This window comes from Pseudomonas glycinis (assembly GCF_054871425.1).
In genome coordinates, this window is sequence record NZ_JBTYHF010000003.1 from 51,571 (window position 1) to 66,891 (window position 15,321).

General features: G+C 62.9%; 14 protein-coding genes. 4 read left to right on the forward strand and 10 right to left on the reverse strand.

All coding sequences use genetic code 11. The annotated features are described in order from the left end of the window. Positions 1-14: 14 nt before the first annotated feature. The gene (locus ACYSTU_RS07985) at positions 15-485 is read right to left on the reverse strand and encodes a prepilin peptidase (RefSeq protein ID WP_125917552.1); all 471 of its coding nucleotides are present in this window, start codon (positions 483-485) and stop codon (positions 15-17) included. A gap of 75 nt (positions 486-560) precedes the next feature. Here ACYSTU_RS07985 and ACYSTU_RS07990 point away from each other — a divergent pair, with 75 nt between their 5' ends. Then, complete coding sequence (locus ACYSTU_RS07990; RefSeq protein ID WP_323164163.1) at positions 561-1,007, forward strand: TadE/TadG family type IV pilus assembly protein; 447 nt, start codon at positions 561-563, stop codon at positions 1,005-1,007. Continuing rightward, positions 1,004-3,766: a PAS domain-containing sensor histidine kinase gene (locus tag ACYSTU_RS07995; protein ID WP_498997306.1), complete on the forward strand. Its 2,763-nt coding sequence runs from the start codon at positions 1,004-1,006 to the stop codon at positions 3,764-3,766. The genes ACYSTU_RS07990 and ACYSTU_RS07995 overlap by 4 nt, the downstream gene beginning before the upstream one ends. Here the strand turns inward: ACYSTU_RS07995 and ACYSTU_RS08000 are convergent. From ACYSTU_RS08000 to ACYSTU_RS08020, 5 genes are all read right to left on the reverse strand, one after another. Then, a complete protein-coding gene (locus ACYSTU_RS08000; protein ID WP_498997308.1) occupies positions 3,751-5,748 on the reverse strand; it encodes a pilus assembly protein TadG-related protein in 1,998 nt (665 codons plus the stop codon). The two genes, ACYSTU_RS07995 and ACYSTU_RS08000, sit on opposite strands and share 16 nt — an antisense overlap. Positions 5,749-5,967: 219 nt before the next feature. After that, on the reverse strand, positions 5,968-6,525 hold the full coding sequence (locus ACYSTU_RS08005; RefSeq protein WP_498997311.1) for a DUF4136 domain-containing protein: 558 nt from the start codon (positions 6,523-6,525) through the stop codon (positions 5,968-5,970). Between the two features lie 41 nt (positions 6,526-6,566). After that, positions 6,567-7,178, reverse strand: a complete 612-nt coding sequence (locus ACYSTU_RS08010) for a DUF4136 domain-containing protein (RefSeq protein ID WP_498997315.1) — start codon at positions 7,176-7,178, stop codon at positions 6,567-6,569. A gap of 12 nt (positions 7,179-7,190) precedes the next feature. Beyond that, entirely contained in the window at positions 7,191-7,940 is a 750-nt protein-coding gene (locus ACYSTU_RS08015; protein WP_476310920.1) for a methyltransferase domain-containing protein, read from the reverse strand. Then, positions 7,940-8,242 carry a MazG-like family protein gene (locus ACYSTU_RS08020; RefSeq protein ID WP_281881560.1) on the reverse strand — a complete coding sequence of 101 codons (303 nt, stop codon included), beginning with the start codon at positions 8,240-8,242 and terminating at the stop codon, positions 7,940-7,942. The genes ACYSTU_RS08015 and ACYSTU_RS08020 overlap by 1 nt, the downstream gene beginning before the upstream one ends. Before the next feature lie 245 nt (positions 8,243-8,487). Between ACYSTU_RS08020 and ACYSTU_RS08025 the strand changes: the two genes are divergently transcribed. Both ACYSTU_RS08025 and ACYSTU_RS08030 read left to right on the forward strand, forming a co-directional pair. Next, a complete protein-coding gene (locus ACYSTU_RS08025) occupies positions 8,488-8,781 on the forward strand; it encodes a hypothetical protein (protein ID WP_016771853.1) in 294 nt (97 codons plus the stop codon). A gap of 214 nt (positions 8,782-8,995) precedes the next feature. Beyond that, positions 8,996-10,345 (forward strand): MATE family efflux transporter, encoded by a 1,350-nt coding sequence (locus tag ACYSTU_RS08030; protein ID WP_151552856.1) that lies wholly within the window; start codon positions 8,996-8,998, stop codon positions 10,343-10,345. Positions 10,346-10,354: 9 nt separating this feature from the next. Here ACYSTU_RS08030 and ACYSTU_RS08035 read toward each other — a convergent pair whose 3' ends face one another. From ACYSTU_RS08035 to ACYSTU_RS08050, 4 genes are all read right to left on the reverse strand, one after another. Beyond that, positions 10,355-11,146: a DUF4123 domain-containing protein gene (locus ACYSTU_RS08035; protein WP_498997325.1), complete on the reverse strand. Its 792-nt coding sequence runs from the start codon at positions 11,144-11,146 to the stop codon at positions 10,355-10,357. Beyond that, positions 11,143-12,489 (reverse strand): type VI secretion system Vgr family protein, encoded by a 1,347-nt coding sequence (locus tag ACYSTU_RS08040; RefSeq protein ID WP_498997328.1) that lies wholly within the window; start codon positions 12,487-12,489, stop codon positions 11,143-11,145. Before ACYSTU_RS08040 ends, ACYSTU_RS08035 begins: the two co-directional genes overlap by 4 nt. Before the next feature lie 233 nt (positions 12,490-12,722). Beyond that, on the reverse strand, positions 12,723-14,636 hold the full coding sequence (gene speA, locus ACYSTU_RS08045; protein ID WP_016771856.1) for an arginine decarboxylase: 1,914 nt from the start codon (positions 14,634-14,636) through the stop codon (positions 12,723-12,725). Between the two features lie 220 nt (positions 14,637-14,856). Next, positions 14,857-15,228: a translation initiation factor Sui1 gene (locus ACYSTU_RS08050; protein ID WP_007914613.1), complete on the reverse strand. Its 372-nt coding sequence runs from the start codon at positions 15,226-15,228 to the stop codon at positions 14,857-14,859. Positions 15,229-15,321 lie beyond the last annotated feature (93 nt).

Below are 15,321 nucleotides of genomic sequence, written 5' to 3' on the forward strand. Positions count from 1 at the left end.
GTGGCACCCCGCGATCAGGTGATCCAGTACAGCGAAAGCACTACACCTACCCACACGAACGGCGCAAATGGCAGCTTTTTTGACTTGTCCGGGGCCAGATGACGCACATGCTCTCTAACTCCTTGAGCCATATGAGGCCAGACTTTTGGCGCGAGCAGCAGCCACAGCACGCTGGCCACGCCCGCGCCGATAAACGCGCCAAGAACGAATATGCCGTTCGTCGCAAGACCCAGGGCTGTCATTAATTTCACATCGCCGGCGCCCATGCGGCCGAGGAGATACCCCGGCAGCGTCAATAGCAAAGCGATCAGGCAGGCCCAGCCGCCTTGCGCCGCGTCGGCGCCCAGCCAAGTAGTGCCAGTCGCCAACAACCAGACCAGCGCCAGCGCGCCCACGCCTAACGTCAATGCGTTGGAAATTCGTCGCTGCCGGGCATCTTGGGCGGCGCAGATCGCCAGCCAGATCAGAACAAGGAAAATCTGCATCCGCTGAAAGCCGTCCGTTTTGGCTGAATGATTCTATGCTGATACTACGCAGTGACTGTCAGGGTAGACGCACGCATGAAAAACGGCTTTCGCAGGTCGCAAAAAGGTGCGGTGGCGATCGAATTCGCCTTGGTGTTCATCATCTTTTTCGCAGTGTTTTACGGGCTGGTCAGCTACGGCCTGCCCTTCGTGATGATGCAATCGTTCAACCAGGCCACTGCCGAGGCGGTGCGCCGCAGCGTTGCGGTCGACCCGACCACGCCGAACTATTCGACGGTGGTGGTCAACACCGCCAATGCCGCGCTGACCCAACAACTGCAATGGCTGCCCTCGGCCTTGAATCTGGTGGTCGGCACCGACACCAGTGCGGCGTACGACGCGGGGACTGGCACCCTGACCGTCAGCGTCAATTATCCGGTGAGCAAGCTCAATCAGATCATGCCGTTTCTGGTGCTGCCCGGGATCGGCACGGTGCCCAATCTGCCCACGCACCTGACCGCCAGCTCGAGCCTGCAATTTTGACCGCCGGCGATAAGCTTTTCGGGCGCTTGCTCAAGCGCGCCCCCGTCGCAGCCCACGACTTGCCGGACCACCTCGGCGCGCCGCCGATCGGCCTGCATTTTTATCTGGATGGCAACGGCGATGTGTTGCAAATCGCCGGCCCGCTGCGGCATTTGCTCGCCCAGCACAAACCTCAGGGTCAGCCGCTGCCGCTCCGCGCCTACCTGCTGCCGCACAGTCTGCTGACCATCGAAGGTCAGCCGCGAGACTGGCAAGGGCAATTGCTCGATCTGGATTTCAGCGGCCTGAATGATCAGCCGCTGCACCTTCGCGGCTGGGTGCAGCCACTAAACGATGGCTGGCAACTGCAGATGCTCGACATCGCCGACCTGTTGCTCGAACGTCAGCAAGCGCGCGATCGCGACGCCTGCCAGACCCTCGCCGCGCAGGTCAGCGATCGTCTGCGCACATGCAGCCTCACACGTTTACCGACGGTGCTCGGCGAACAATTGCAGGCCATCGCCCAGCGCTGGCACATCCCCTGCCTCGCCGTGGCGTTACTGGATGAACAGGCCCAGGGCTGGCAGATTCATCAACAGTTTCGCGGCCACGATGCCCCGCAATTGTGGGAGGACGGTCAGCCGCTGGGCACGCCGCTGGACAGCCTCAACGGCAGCGCGCCGCAACGCCTCGCCGGCCCGCAGGGCCGCTATGAACATTCGCGATTGCAGGCCACGTTCGGCAACGCCAACGGTTTCGCCGTGCCCTACAGCAATGACCAGGGCGTGGTCGCGTGGCTGCTCTGCGGGTTTTATATGGTCGACAACGTGGCGCCATGGCTGACCGATCGCGACTGGCTGACCTTGGCCGGCGCGCTGGCCGGGCCGCTGCTCAGCCGCTTGCGCGAGCGACGCCATGTGCAATCGATGGAGCGCCTGGACTCGCTGCAAAACCTGCTCGGCACCGGCTGGTGGGAAATCAGTGCCGAAGAGCAGATTGCACTGGCGCCGACGCTGGCCTCGGCACTGAATCTCAGCGATCGCCTGCTGCCGGTAGAAGACTGGCTGTCGCTGTTTCATCCCGCCGACCGCGACGAGTTGCGCAGCCGTTTGCGCGCCCTGCAACTGCAAGGAGAAGCGCTGACCCTGAGCGTGCGTCTGCACCGCGCGGAGGCCGGCGCAGCAGCGACGTGGTACCGGATTCAGGGCCAGGTCAGCGGCACCGGTGAGCATCGGCGTCTGGTCGGGTTCATGCTCGACATCAGCGACATCCAGAATCAACAACAGCGCGCCGCTGCCGCCCATGCGCGGCTGGATAATCTGATTGCCAGTTCACCGGCGGTGATCTACGTGCAGCGCTACGCAGAAGGCGCGCTGATCCCGGCGTTTTTCAGCGCCAGCCTGCAACCCTTGCTGGGCTGGACGCTGGAAGATTGCGACACGACAGCGCTGGTCGAGCGCGTGCACCCCGACGACCGTGAACTGTATTTCCAGCGCAACCGCCAGTTGCTGCGCGAAGGTTCGGTGCGTGCGCGTTATCGTCTGCGCGACAACCGAGGCGACTATCACTGGCTGCTCGATGAGGCAAAACTGCTGCGCAATGATCTCGGCCTGCCGGTCGAGGCGGTGGGCTTGTGGCTGGACGTCACCGACGCTACGCTTGCCGCCGAGCAGGTGCGGCAAAGCGAAGAGCGCTATCGGATTCTGGTCGAGGACTCGCCGGCGATGATCTGCCGTTATCGCCCTGACCTGACGCTGATCTTTGGCAACCGACCGTTGGCGACTTATCTGGAATGCACCCCGGAACAACTGCCCGGGGTTGATCTGGGTGGCTGGATGTCCGAAGAACAGCGCGCAGCGTTCGTTCAACGCTTGAGCCAACTGACGCCGGAACAGCCATTGAGTACAGCGGAAATCAGCCTGCAATTGCCCGGACGCGAACACGCCTGGTGGGTGTGGTCGGATCGCGGCGTGTTCGACGAGCGCGGCCAGTTGATCGAAGTGCAAGCGGTGGGCCGCGACAACACCGAGGTGCGGCGCTCGCAACAACAACTCACGCAAAGCGCGAAAATGGCTACCCTCGGCGAAATGGCCACCGGCCTTGCCCACGAGATCAACCAGCCGCTCAACGTCATGCGCATGGCCATCGTCAACGTGCTCAAGCGCCTCGGCAACGGTGAGGTGCAGGTCGACTATCTGACCGACAAACTCAACCGCATCGACGCCCAGGTGCAGCGCGCGGCGAAGGTGGTCGACCACATGCGTGTGTTCGGCCGGCGCTCGGAAATCGAACAACAGTTGTTCAACCCGGCCCAAGCCATCGAAGGCACCCTGTCGCTACTGGCCGAAGGCATGCGCGGCAAAGGTGTCGATCTGCGCATCAGCGAGACCGGCTTCGAGGCGCAGGTGCGCGGCTACGTCGATCAGTTGGAGCAGGTGCTGATCAATCTGATGGTCAACGCACGCGACGCCTTGCTCAGCAAACGCGACAACGACTCGGCGTTCAAGCCGTGGATTTCGATCTACGCCGAGCGTGACGAGGAAAGCGTGCGGTTGTGGGTCGAGGACAATGGCGGCGGTATCGATCCGCGTTTGCTGGAGCGGATCTTCGAGCCGTTCTTCACCACCAAGCCGATTGGCGTCGGCACTGGTCTGGGCTTGTCGGTGAGCTACGGCATCATCGCCAACATGGGCGGGCAATTGAGCGTGCGCAACTCCACAGAGGGCGCACGGTTCTGCATCGAATTGCCGATTGCCACGGATGATCAGATCACCAGATAGGCCTTGCCGGTCTGCCCGCAGGTCATGTTGGCGCCCACCTCGGTGTTCATCAGATTGATGCCCAGGCCTTTGAGCAAATTGTTCAACAACGGGTCGAGCAAGGGACTGATCAAACCGGTGACCACTGGCAACAAGCGGTTGCTGACGTCGCTGATCAACGAAGCCACCCCGGTGACAATGGCGCCCAGCGGATTGCTGCCCACGGGTTTGTAGACGATCAGGTTGATGCCCGACAGGGTGTTCGCCAGGCTGCCGACGATGTTGCTGGTCGGCGCGGCCGGCAGCAGGCTCGGCGGCAGTTTCAGATTGGCCGGGGTGGCGAAGGGTGTGGTGCTGGAGAACAGCAGATTCTGCGTGGTCTGCGCGACGCTGGTGTCGAGTTTGATGGCGATGCCGCCCGCGCCGTACTGGACGCGGGAGGCGGCATCGCAACTGCCGATGCCGAGAATCCTGTGGCAGGTGATGATGCCGAGATCGACCAGCGGCAACGGCGCCACCGTTGGTTCGGCGACTGAAGAGAACGCTGCGACAGGATCGATCTTGCCGAGCTTGAGATCAGCGAGAGAGGTTGTGGTGGCGGCGGTCAGGCTTTTGCTGCCGCTGTCGTCGGTCGGGCAGCGATAATCGGTGACATAGCTTTTCGCCCCGCCGGCATCCAGCGCGATGTCGATTTGCGGTGAGGGCAGCAGCTTCGGATCGAGCTGTTGGCAGCCGGCACCCAACAGGCAGAACACTGAATTGATTGTGTCCACCAGGTTCAGGCTCAACAGCGCATTGAGCGTCGGCGTCAGCGTACCGACCAGGCCCAGCACCGCATTGGTCAGCCCCGTCACCCCCGAGAGCACCGGCAGATTCACCGACAGCAGCGTGCGCACCTGCGCGGTGCGCACATAAATCCGGTCCGGTCCCAACGGATCGGCCTTGGCCCGCGCCGGGTCGCCAATCGCCGAGAACTGCGGCGGCTCGATCACCTTGACCCGCACCGTGACACCGGCCAGCCCCAGCACGTTGACCGGCAAGGTCGCCGCCACCGCGCTCTTGCTGTTGGCCAGTTGCACCACGCCTTGCACCAGTTGCAGCAATTGCAGATTGGCATCCAGCCCCGCCGCCGTCGTGCCGGTCTGCAGTTGCAGGATCTCGCCGAGTCTGACCGGCGCCGCGTTGATGGCGGCGGCCTGCAACTGGCCCAGCGCGGTGACCACTTGCGCAGTCGCGCCGTTGAGTTGCACCACCGTCGCTGCGGCCTGAATCAACTGCGTCACGGTCGCTTGGGTGTTGAGCAATTGCGTGTAGTTGCCAGCACCGACGTTGAGGTCGATGGCCAGTTGATCGAGGTATTTGAGCAGGTTGATATCGGTGTGCAGCAAACCGTCCCAGCCCACCGCCGTGAGGTTGACGTTGCCGCCGAGCAACCCGGAAAACAGCGGATTGAGGATGTTCGACTGCGCCGTGTCGATACTGGCGAGGGTGCTGCGAATATTCAGTTGGGCGACGGTCGGCTGCGGTTTCGCGGCAACTGCCGAAGCAATGAGCGTGGTATTGAGGCTGACCGGCGTGGCACTGAACAGCGCCTGCACACCGCCAGCAAAACTGCTGGTGACCGTACGACTGGCAGCGACTTTGACTGCGCTTGATTGCGAGGCATCGACAGTGAAACTGCGCAAACCGCTGGCAGCGGTGGCCAGCGTGCCGCAAGTGGTGACGAGCGTATTGGCGGCATCGACCACGTAACCATTGCGCAGCGCACTTTGCCCGGCATAACTGGCGGCGGTCAGCCCGGGCAGGCAATTGCCGCCGCGACTGACCGCTTCGAGGGCGGCGGTATCGACCACCCGCTGCAATTTGCGCTGTTCCATGTACAGGCGGCCGCTGTCGACCACCAGCAACATCATCACCAGCGCCAGACTCAGAGTGGCAGCCGCCATCAAGCCGATCGCCCCGCGTTGCCGGGCCGGGCCGTTGCCTTGCGATCCTCGCGACATGGCGCACTCCTTTGCCGGCGCAGTGCCGAGCGCTACCTCCGTTGATGAAAAAGAGTGTAGACGCGGTCGGTCGAGAGTGCTGGCGTCGCGCCATTCCTGTCACCACCGCCATTGTGGGAGCGAGCCTGCTCGCGAAAGCGTCGTGCCAGAGGATTCAATGCTGCATGACACACCGCCTTCGCGAGCAGGCTCGCTCCCACAGGGACGGTTCAGAGCGGTTCAACGCGGTGGATAGTTCGCCAGGATCCGCGCGACGGTCTCGCGAATGGCATTGCTGCGATCGGCCGGATTCGGGCGGTTGCTGAGCATTTGCTCATCGCTGCCGCGCCACACCAGTTTGCCGTCCTTGCCGTCGAGCAGGTCGATCTGAATGGTCGCGACCTTGTAGGTGATGTTGCGCGTTTCGTTGTACATCGGTGCGCCCCAGTAGCCGTTCCACGGGCCGCCCCAACCGCCGCCGTAATTGGTCGTCACCTGCTGCTGCCGGTCCTCGACGATCAGGTAGGTCTGCACGCTCAGATCACCTTTGCCGCCGCCGGCAGCCGGGCGCAAACCGCGCTGATCGAGTTGATCGGCCACCGCCTGGCGGATGCGCTGCTCGGTCAGGTCGCTTTTGATGCGCGGATCATCGGGGCGATATTGCAGGGCCGGGTCGTTCCAGCTCCAGCTGCGATAAGCGGCAAAGTCGCGGCTGGCGTCGAAATCGTGATTGACCTGATTGGCGGCGCAGGCACTGAGCAGCGCAGCAACAGCGAGTAGAGCGAGACGGCGGAACATGATTTTTCTCCGGGTGAAGACATGAACCTGCTGACACGACGTCAGCTGGGAGGATACGCCGCCATGGCTTTTTCCACAGCCTCGCGGATCGCATCGGCGCGTTCGATCTGATTGCCCTGGGTGCCGGTTTCGGCGCTGGCGCTCCACACCGGCTGACCATTGCCGGCATCGAACAGATCGACCCGCACCACCACGACCTGCTCTTGATAGGTGCGCACGATCGGCACGCTGTTGTACATGCCGTAACCGCGACCATAACGATCATAGCCGCCGTATCCGCCGTAGTAGTCGTAGTCGTCGCGAACCTGGCGCAAACGGGTTTCCAGACGCAGATCGGCGCTGACCAGCAGGTCCGCCGGGCGGTTGTCGCGCATCGGCCGCAAGCCGCGCTGGTCGAGAGCATTGCTGACCGCCTCGGCCACCTGCGCCGAGTCAGCCCACGCCGTGCCCGGCGGCAACTGCCCGTTGCGCCAGGCCCAGTTGCGGTAGCGCCCGTAATCCCGCGGCGGCGCCGGGTAGGCGCTGCGGTCGAAGGTGGCGGCGGCTTGCGGCGGTGCCGGCGGCAAGGGCCGCGACTGCGCCACGTAGGGGTTGCTGCCTTGGCAAGCGGCCAACCCCAGACTTATCAGCAATAACCCGCATCGAGCTTTCATGTCGCGCTCCGCTCAGATCGGCCGGCAGATCCAGTGCAAGTAACGCCCAAGCCCGGCGAAGCCTGGGTGACGACGGTGCGCGAGTTCCATTTCCAGCAAGTCCGCCAGTTCGGCGCGGGCCTGGAATTCCACCGGCATGTAATCGTGAAATACCCGTACGCCGCTCTGACTTTCGACCTGCCACATACCGGCGAGTTGCGTTGCCAATTCCCGTGGGTCGAGAGGCTGCTGCGGGGTCAGGCTCTGCTTCTCGCCGGCCATGACGTTCTTGCGCATTTTCTTGAAATGGCCCTTGAGCAGATTGCGATAAATCAGCGCATCACGGTTGTAGAACGCCAGCGACAGCCAGCCGCCGGGCTTGGTCAGTTGATGCAGCACCGGCAGGATGGCGTGGGGCTCGGAGAGCCATTCCAGCACGGCGTGGCAGATCACCAGATCGTAGGGCTCGGTGAGCTGACCGGGCAGTTCCTGCCACGGCGCCTGAATGAACGTAGCGGTGTGTCCGGCTTCGGCAAAACGCTGGCGCGCACCCTCGAGCATCGGTTCGGCCGGCTCGGTGAAGGTGACGTCATGGCCGCGCTCGGCCAGCCACAGCGACATATGCCCCAGGCCCCCGCCGATATCCAGCACGCGCAGCGGACGATCCGGCAAGGCCTCGGTCAGATCGGCCTGCAACACGGCGAGGCGAATCGCGCCTTTGGCGCCGCCGTAGATTTTTTCGGCGAAACGCGTGGCCAACTGATCGAAATGACGGTCGCTCATCAGCTGAACCGCCGTTCGCTGTCGGCGAGCTTGGCGCGCACCACTTCATTCATGTCCAGACCCAACTCGCTGCACAGCAGCAACAGATACAGGACGATGTCGCCGATTTCCTGCCCGGCATGCGCGAGTTTGTCCGCCGGCAACTGGCGTGACTGGTCTTCCGTCAGCCACTGGAAGATTTCCACCAGCTCGGCCATTTCGACGCTGGCGGCCATGGCGAGGTTTTTCGGGCTGTGAAATTGCCGCCAGTCATTGCGGTCGCGAATGGCGTGCAGGCGTTCGGTCAGTTCTACAAGGTTCATCGGGCTCTCCTGAAGACGCATAGCTTCGGGGGGATGCGGGCTGAAGGCAAGCAGCGCAGATGATCAATTGTGGGAGCGAGCCTGCTCGCGAAGGCGGTGGATCATCCAGACCGGATTTGCCTGACACGCCCCCTTCGCGAGCAGGCTCGCTCCCACACATGATCCGGGCAAACCTTCTATCATGCAGGGAACTCGGCCGCCCTCGGTGTGGCCCAAGGCTCAGCTCTTTCATCAGGGATGCACACATGCGTGTAGAAAGCTTTTTCGAATGGCTCGGCCAGGCACTCGGTTCGGTCATCCGCTTTATCGTCGATGGCCTCAGCGGCCTGTTCAATATGCTCAGCAATGCCGGCAGCAACTTTGTCGACGGCCTGGCGCAAACGCTGGGGATGGACACCTCGATCATCAGCATCATCGCCCTGATCGTTGGCCTGATGCTGCTGTGGTCGGCGATCCGGGCGTTCATGAATGCGTCGATCATTGCCGGGATCATCTGGTTGCTGCTCGGGTTGTGGTTGTTGAGCTGGATTATTCACTAGCGCTTCAAAAGCCCCTCATCGGAACGCCGCCCGCCCATCCCTTTCCCAGAGGGAGAGGGAGCTGACCGCGTTGCTTTGAAGTTCTCCACCAACCTGGAATATCGAGTCGAACTCACGTTTGAGAGCGACGAAGATCGGCCCCCTCTCCCTCTGGGAGAGGGCTGGGGTGAGGGTGTTTCTGCCGCTACAATCCCCGCTCCCCCAAGGAGCCTGCATGTCCTCTCTGATTACCGACTGGCGCGACCGCCCGACTCACCGCAAGGTCTGGGCGCTCGCCGCGCCGATGATTCTTTCCAACATCTCCGTGCCGCTGGTGGCGCTGGTCGACAGCACTGTCATCGGCCATCTGCCGCATGCCCATCAACTCGGCGCGGTGGCGGTCGGCGCCAGTCTGTACACGTTTCTCGCCTGGGCGATGGGTTTTCTGCGCATGGGCACCACCGGTTTTGCCGCGCAGGCTGCCGGGCGCAGCGATGGCGCGGCGTTGCGGCAGATTCTCTTGCAGGGCCTGCTGCTGGCGATGGGGCTGGCCGTCGTGCTCGGCACTCTTGGCGTGCCGCTCAGCGGCGTTGCCCTGCACTTCATGCAACCGTCGGCTGAACTGGATCAGCTGACCCGGGAGTTTTTCCACACCCGCCTGTTCGGCTTGCCCGCAGCGCTGGCGACGTATGCGCTGGTCGGCTGGTTCCTCGGCACGCAGAACGCGCGGGCGCCGCTGGCGATTCTGCTGAGCACCAACCTGATCAACATTGTGCTCAATCTGTGGTTTGTCATCGGCCTTGACTGGGGCGTGGTCGGCTCGGCGCGCGCTTCGGTAATCGCCGAATGGAGCGGCGCCCTGCTCGGCCTGTGGCTGACGCGCACGGCGTTGCGCGCCTATCCGGGGCAGATCATCTGGTCGGCGCTGAAAGTCTGGCAGAGTTGGCGCCCGCTGCTGGCAGTCAACCGTGACATTTTCATCCGCAGCCTCGCCCTGCAATCGGTGTTTTTCCTGATCACCGTGCAAGGCGCGCGGCTCGGCGATGCGACCGTAGCGGCCAACGCGCTGCTGCTCAACGGCCTGCTGCTGACAGCCCATGCACTGGACGGACTGGCCCACGCAGTCGAAGCCTTGTGCGGCCATGCCATTGGCGCGCGGGATCGCTTGGCCTTGCGTCGATCGCTGGTGGTGGCCGGCGGCTGGTCGCTGATTGCCAGCCTCGGGTTTGCCGTGCTGTTTCTGCTGGCCGGGCACCTGTTCATCGAGATGCAGACCGATATTCAGAGCGTGCGCGACACGGCGTTCATCTATCTGCCCTACCTCGCCGTGCTGCCGCTGATTGCGGTGTGGAGTTACCTGCTCGACGGCCTGTTCATCGGCGCCACCCGTGCGCGGGAAATGCGCAACGGCATGCTGCTGACGGTGCTGCTGTTGCTGCCGTTCGCCTGGTTTTTGCAGGCCTTGGGCAATCACGGCCTGTGGATATCTTTTCTACTGTTCATGGTCTTGCGCAGCGTGACCCTTGGCGCGCAAGCCTTGTGGCTCAAGCGCAGCGATGGCTGGTTCAGCGGCAAGGCTCACTGATCAGAAAAGTCAGTCCGCCGCGCCCCACTGCCGACGCAGAAAGTCGAGCCGTTCCGGCTGGGTCAGTCCGGCCGGCGGCACGACCAGCACGGCGCGCGGATTGAGCAGGCGCAGCCACAGCCAGCCATCCAGCACGGCACGGTCACTGAAACCCAGCGCCAGACCTTGTTGCACGTGCACAGCAATCGTCTGGTAATCAACCCTCAGAGACTGGCACCAGCGCCAGATGTGCTGCTCCAGCAGACAGGTTTGCAAGCGTTCGCGCTGGCGCCGGGTCAGGCTTTCTTCGATGCCCAAAGGTTCGACGAGCAGGCCGGGATTGCGCAGCTGTTGCCAGCCCTGACTGCCGATGGCGCGGTCCGCCCAGGTGCCGCCAAACCAGCGCAACTGGCGGATCGGCCCGAGCCAGCGACTCAGCTGCGTGGGGTCACAGGCGTCGAAGAAATAACTGGCGGTCTGGCGGTTGTAATAGCTGAGCAAGGCCCGATGATTCAAACCGAACGAGACGGTGAGCATGCGCTGCAAATGGCTGAGCAACTGCTGCGCCGGTATCTCGCAGCTCAGCAACAGGCCGCGCCAGGTGTCCGGGTCACGCAGGCATAGGGCGATCAATGCCGGACTCTCGCGCAAGTCGACGAGGACCGGGCCGTGCTCACTGACCGGCTGAAATTCGGTGCCGTCAAACAATCGGTGACGCTGCACATCGGCAAAGCCCTGGCGCAAGGTCAGCAGGGCACGTGCCGCGTCCGGGGTATCGAGCAACAGCCATTGCGCCATGGGCTCAAGCGCCGCGCCGCTCATCGTGCGCTGCTCTGATCGAGCGCGGTGAGCAGCCGGCAACTGCACACGGACTCGGCGCAGTGGTTGAAGCTGCCACCGCCCGGCATCAGGCACAGCAACAGCAACGGCTCGCCAGACTGCAACAATTGCTGCAACCCATCGCTCACCAGCAGTTCCGGGAGCGATACCGGTTCATCGTCCTCGACCGCAGCCTCTGACAACACCGAGGGCTGGAGCACGCCACTGACCACCGGCTGATCGGGATCGCCCTCTAGAAAAGTCACCACCACTTCCACGCCATCGGCGAGTGCCGCCGAGGGCAGCTCGTTCAGGTCAGGCGCGAGGGGCAGCCAGCAATGGCTCGGCGCTGCGCCTTCGCCCTGGTAGAGCCAGTCGAATTGCACCGCCACCGGCCGCGAGCAATCCGGCTGCGGCTCATCGACGCTGACCACCCAGGCACGCTGCAAGCTGTGCATGCGCTGCTTGGACTGCGCAGCGGCGGGCGTACAGACGGGTACCCGCGCGGCCGCGAACAGGCGATTGCAATAGGGCGATTCGAGAGACTGATCGGCCCGATGCTCGATGCGGGTCAGCAGCCATGGGCGGTTGCATTCGAGGAAAGGATGGCCGTCCAGCGGCAACCACTGACCACTGCGCAAGGCCGGCAGATGACTGTGGCCTTCGGCATCGGGGCCTCGCTGGCTGGCCTGCGAGTCTTCGCGCAGTCGCCATTGGCGGACGGCTGGAGCGACGCCATGCTGGTCATGCTCGCCCTGATAGTGCGCGACGTCTGCATGGGGCATCCGCGTCGGATCGTCGCCGAACACCAGGCAGTGCCTGTCGCGGTAATGTTCGAAGTAATAGTGAATGCGCGCCTCTGCGCACAGGCGCTGGAGCAGTTGCAGATCGGATTCGCGGTATTGCGTGCAGAAGGTGCGGGCCGGGTAGTCGCTGTGCAACTCGTAACGTCGTTGCAGGCCGACGATGCCATGTTCGCGCAGCACCTGTTCGATGATCTGCGGCACGCAGCGGCCGCTGAAGATGCGCTGGCTCAAACGCAGGTCGAGGCAGTCGAGCCTCGGCCCGAGACGTACTCGGCACAAACGCAAGCCATGGCCGTGCTCGTGCTGGACAAGGCTGTGCAATTGCCCGTGCACACCCTGGTCGGGCGCGCCGAAACACAGGAACGCGGAACGGTGCAGCAGGCCGGCGAGATCCAGATGCGGATCGTCGATCACCACATCGATCTCGAAGGCGAAGGGTTCGCTGAGCGCTTCCCTTCCGGTAAAGGCGAGAACTTCGAAGGGGTCGGACAGGCCCGCTACATCGAGACGAAACGACGGCTCGTTGACTGGATCGAACATGGGCGGATCTCTACAGGAGGGGCGGCCGGGGATTCTCGCCGAGAGGCATGGCCGAGTAGAGAGGCGAAGTACAACTTAGGAAATGACCTACGCGAAAAGCAGACCAGATGAGTTTGCTGACCGTGATAGCACAGGTTTTCGGGAAAAAATCAGGAGATGTCCCACCGGGTTGTCCGAATTTTCCACAGCTTGCGGAAAAAAATCGGACAACCCGGGCGGAACGCTATCGGGTCTCAGGAAGACAGATAGGAGGAGCGAGTCAGGCCCAGACGCAAGGCATCGAGGAACTGCGTGCGCTCGCTGGCACTGATGCGGGCACTGGCGCACTTGTCGCGGTAGTGCGTCATCAGTTCTTCCGGCGACAAGTGCACGTAACGCAGCATGTCTTCGATGGTGTCGTGGGTCTCGATACCGGCGTGGTACACGCTGCCGTCGGCGTTCTGGTAGATGTTCACCGAATCGGTGTCACCGAACAGGTTGTGCATGTCGCCGAGGATTTCCTGGTAGGCGCCGACCAGGAACACGCCCAGCAGGTAATCTTCGCCTTCATTCAACGCATGCACCGGCAGGCTGGTTTCGATGCTCTGCTCGTCGACGTACTGGTTGATCTTGCCGTCGGAGTCGCAGGTCAGATCCTGCAGCACCGCGCGGCGCAGCGGCTCTTCGTCGAGGCGATGCAGCGGGATGATCGGCAACACCTGATCGATCGCCCAGGTGTCCGGCAGGCTCTGGAACACCGAGAAGTTGCAGATGTACTTGTCGGCCAGCTTGTCGTTGAGTTCGTCGAGCACCTGGCGGTGCGAACGCTGACGCGCCTTCAGCGAGTTGTGCAGGCGACGGCACACGGCGAAGTAGCATTGCTCGGCCAGGGCTTTTTCCGCCAGGGTCAGCTTGCCGTCGGCGTACTGCGCGGCGACGTCGCTCATGTAGTGGGTGGCGCGCCAGTAGGTTTCGGTGACCATTTCGATGTCGGTCGGGCCAAGCAGATCGACCAGCCACTGCACGGTTTCCGGCAGGCTTTCCTTGTTCTCGATCAGCGGGATTTCGTCGTTGTGTTTCTCGACGTCGGTGACCTGCACCACCAGCATTGCGTGGTGCGCCGTCAGCGAGCGGCCGCTTTCGGAGAAGATGTGCGGATGTGGCAGGCTCTGCGCGTCGCAGAATTCCTTGAGCATGCCGACCACGACACCGGCGTAATCGTCCATGTCGTAGTTGATCGAACTGGCGTTGCGCGAGTGGGTACCGTCGTAGTCGACACCGAGGCCGCCGCCGACGTCGATGTGATCCACCGGCAGACCGAGGTTGCGCAATTCGCCGTAGTAACGGATCGCTTCCTTGAAACCGTGCTGATAGTCAGCGAGGTTGGCGATCTGCGAACCCATGTGGAAGTGCAGCAGGCGGATGCCCTGATCGAGGCCGGCGCCACGGAAGCGCTCGACCACCGACAGCAGTTGCGCCGCCGACAGACCGAATTTGGATTTCTCGCCACCGGTGTCCGCCCATTTCGACGAGGCCAGCGACGACAGGCGCACGCGCAGGCCCACCTGCGGCTTGACCTTCAGCGAGGCGGCTTCTTCGATCACCAGGCCGACTTCGGATTCTTTCTCGATGACGATGAACACGTTATGGCCGAGCTTCTGGCCCATCAGCGCCAGCCGGATGAACTCGCGGTCCTTGTAACCGTTGCAGACGATGGTGCCGCCCTTCGGCGCCAGCGCCAGCACCGCCAGCAGCTCAGGCTTGGAGCCGGCTTCCAGACCGATGGAGACGTTCTGGGTGGCGATGATGTTCTCGATCACCGCTTCCTGCTGGTTGACCTTGATCGGGTACAGCGCGGTGTATTTGCTCTGGTATTCCAGGCGCTCGATGTTCGAATCGAAAGCACCGGTCAACTGACGGACACGGTCTTGCAGGATGTCGGGGAACCGCACCAGCAGCGGCAAGGACAAACCGCTCTTGCGCAGTTGGTCGACTTGTTCGAACAGATCGATAGGCGAGCTGCTCGGGCCGTTCGGACGTACTTCGACGCGACCGGCTTCATTGATCGCGAAATACCCGGCCCCCCAATGGCGAATCCCGTAAACGCTGCGGCTGTCCGCAACTGTCCATTGGCTGCCATCGTCTTTACGTGTGCGTCGTACGGACATCGAAGTCCCCTATAAAGAAGTCAGAGTGCGTCGCCTGACGTTCAGGCCGGCGCAGTCTAAAGAATGAAAATGACGGTTCGTCAGTGCGGCGGTAGACCGCACTGACTGCGTGGAGTTTAGAAACCGGTCATGAACAGGCTCTGTGAAAACCATGGCGACGACGCCGGATCCGAGAACACTCGAAGCCGGATCAAGCCGCCGGAGGGTTTCACAGAGGCTGCTAGCCGCCGGATTTCTTCGCTTTGAAACCGTGCTTGATCAGCTCTGCCAAGAGTAGCTCGACGTGATCGCCCTGGATTTCGATGATGCCGTCCTTCAGCGCCCCGCCGGTGCCACAACGTTTCTTCAACGTCGTCGCCAGCTCCTTGAGCGCGTCTTCGGCCAGGGGCACGCCGGTGATGGTGGTCACCGTCTTGCCGCCACGCCCTTTGCTTTCGCGACGCACGCGGGCAATGCCGTCACCGGCCGGGATCACGGTTTGTTTGCAGATACAGGCGTCCACCGGCTTGCTGCATTCCGGGCAATGACGACCTGCGTCGGTGGAAAATACCAGGCCGCCCAGGGCGGCGAAGGATGCGGCTTTCTTGGCCACCGGCAATCCTCTCGGGAGGACAAAGACTGATCGCAACCTTGGGCAAGGTCAGCGACCGCGAAGCCCCACTCAGGCAGGGGCAGCGCTACTGCA

What these genes read in the sequence shown, in the direction of transcription:
- ACYSTU_RS07985 (WP_125917552.1), bottom strand. Translation starts at nt 485, where the DNA reads ATGCAGATTTTCCTTGTTCTGATCTGGCTGGCGATCTGCGCCGCCCAA.
- ACYSTU_RS07990 (WP_323164163.1), top strand. Translation starts at nt 561, where the DNA reads ATGAAAAACGGCTTTCGCAGGTCGCAAAAAGGTGCGGTGGCGATCGAA.
- ACYSTU_RS08000 (WP_498997308.1), bottom strand. Translation starts at nt 5,748, where the DNA reads ATGTCGCGAGGATCGCAAGGCAACGGCCCGGCCCGGCAACGCGGGGCG.
- ACYSTU_RS08005 (WP_498997311.1), bottom strand. Translation starts at nt 6,525, where the DNA reads ATGTTCCGCCGTCTCGCTCTACTCGCTGTTGCTGCGCTGCTCAGTGCC.
- ACYSTU_RS08010 (WP_498997315.1), bottom strand. Translation starts at nt 7,178, where the DNA reads ATGAAAGCTCGATGCGGGTTATTGCTGATAAGTCTGGGGTTGGCCGCT.
- ACYSTU_RS08015 (WP_476310920.1), bottom strand. Translation starts at nt 7,940, where the DNA reads ATGAGCGACCGTCATTTCGATCAGTTGGCCACGCGTTTCGCCGAAAAA.
- ACYSTU_RS08020 (WP_281881560.1), bottom strand. Translation starts at nt 8,242, where the DNA reads ATGAACCTTGTAGAACTGACCGAACGCCTGCACGCCATTCGCGACCGC.
- ACYSTU_RS08025 (WP_016771853.1), top strand. Translation starts at nt 8,488, where the DNA reads ATGCGTGTAGAAAGCTTTTTCGAATGGCTCGGCCAGGCACTCGGTTCG.
- ACYSTU_RS08030 (WP_151552856.1), top strand. Translation starts at nt 8,996, where the DNA reads ATGTCCTCTCTGATTACCGACTGGCGCGACCGCCCGACTCACCGCAAG.
- ACYSTU_RS08035 (WP_498997325.1), bottom strand. Translation starts at nt 11,146, where the DNA reads ATGAGCGGCGCGGCGCTTGAGCCCATGGCGCAATGGCTGTTGCTCGAT.
- ACYSTU_RS08040 (WP_498997328.1), bottom strand. Translation starts at nt 12,489, where the DNA reads ATGTTCGATCCAGTCAACGAGCCGTCGTTTCGTCTCGATGTAGCGGGC.
- speA (WP_016771856.1), bottom strand. Translation starts at nt 14,636, where the DNA reads ATGTCCGTACGACGCACACGTAAAGACGATGGCAGCCAATGGACAGTT.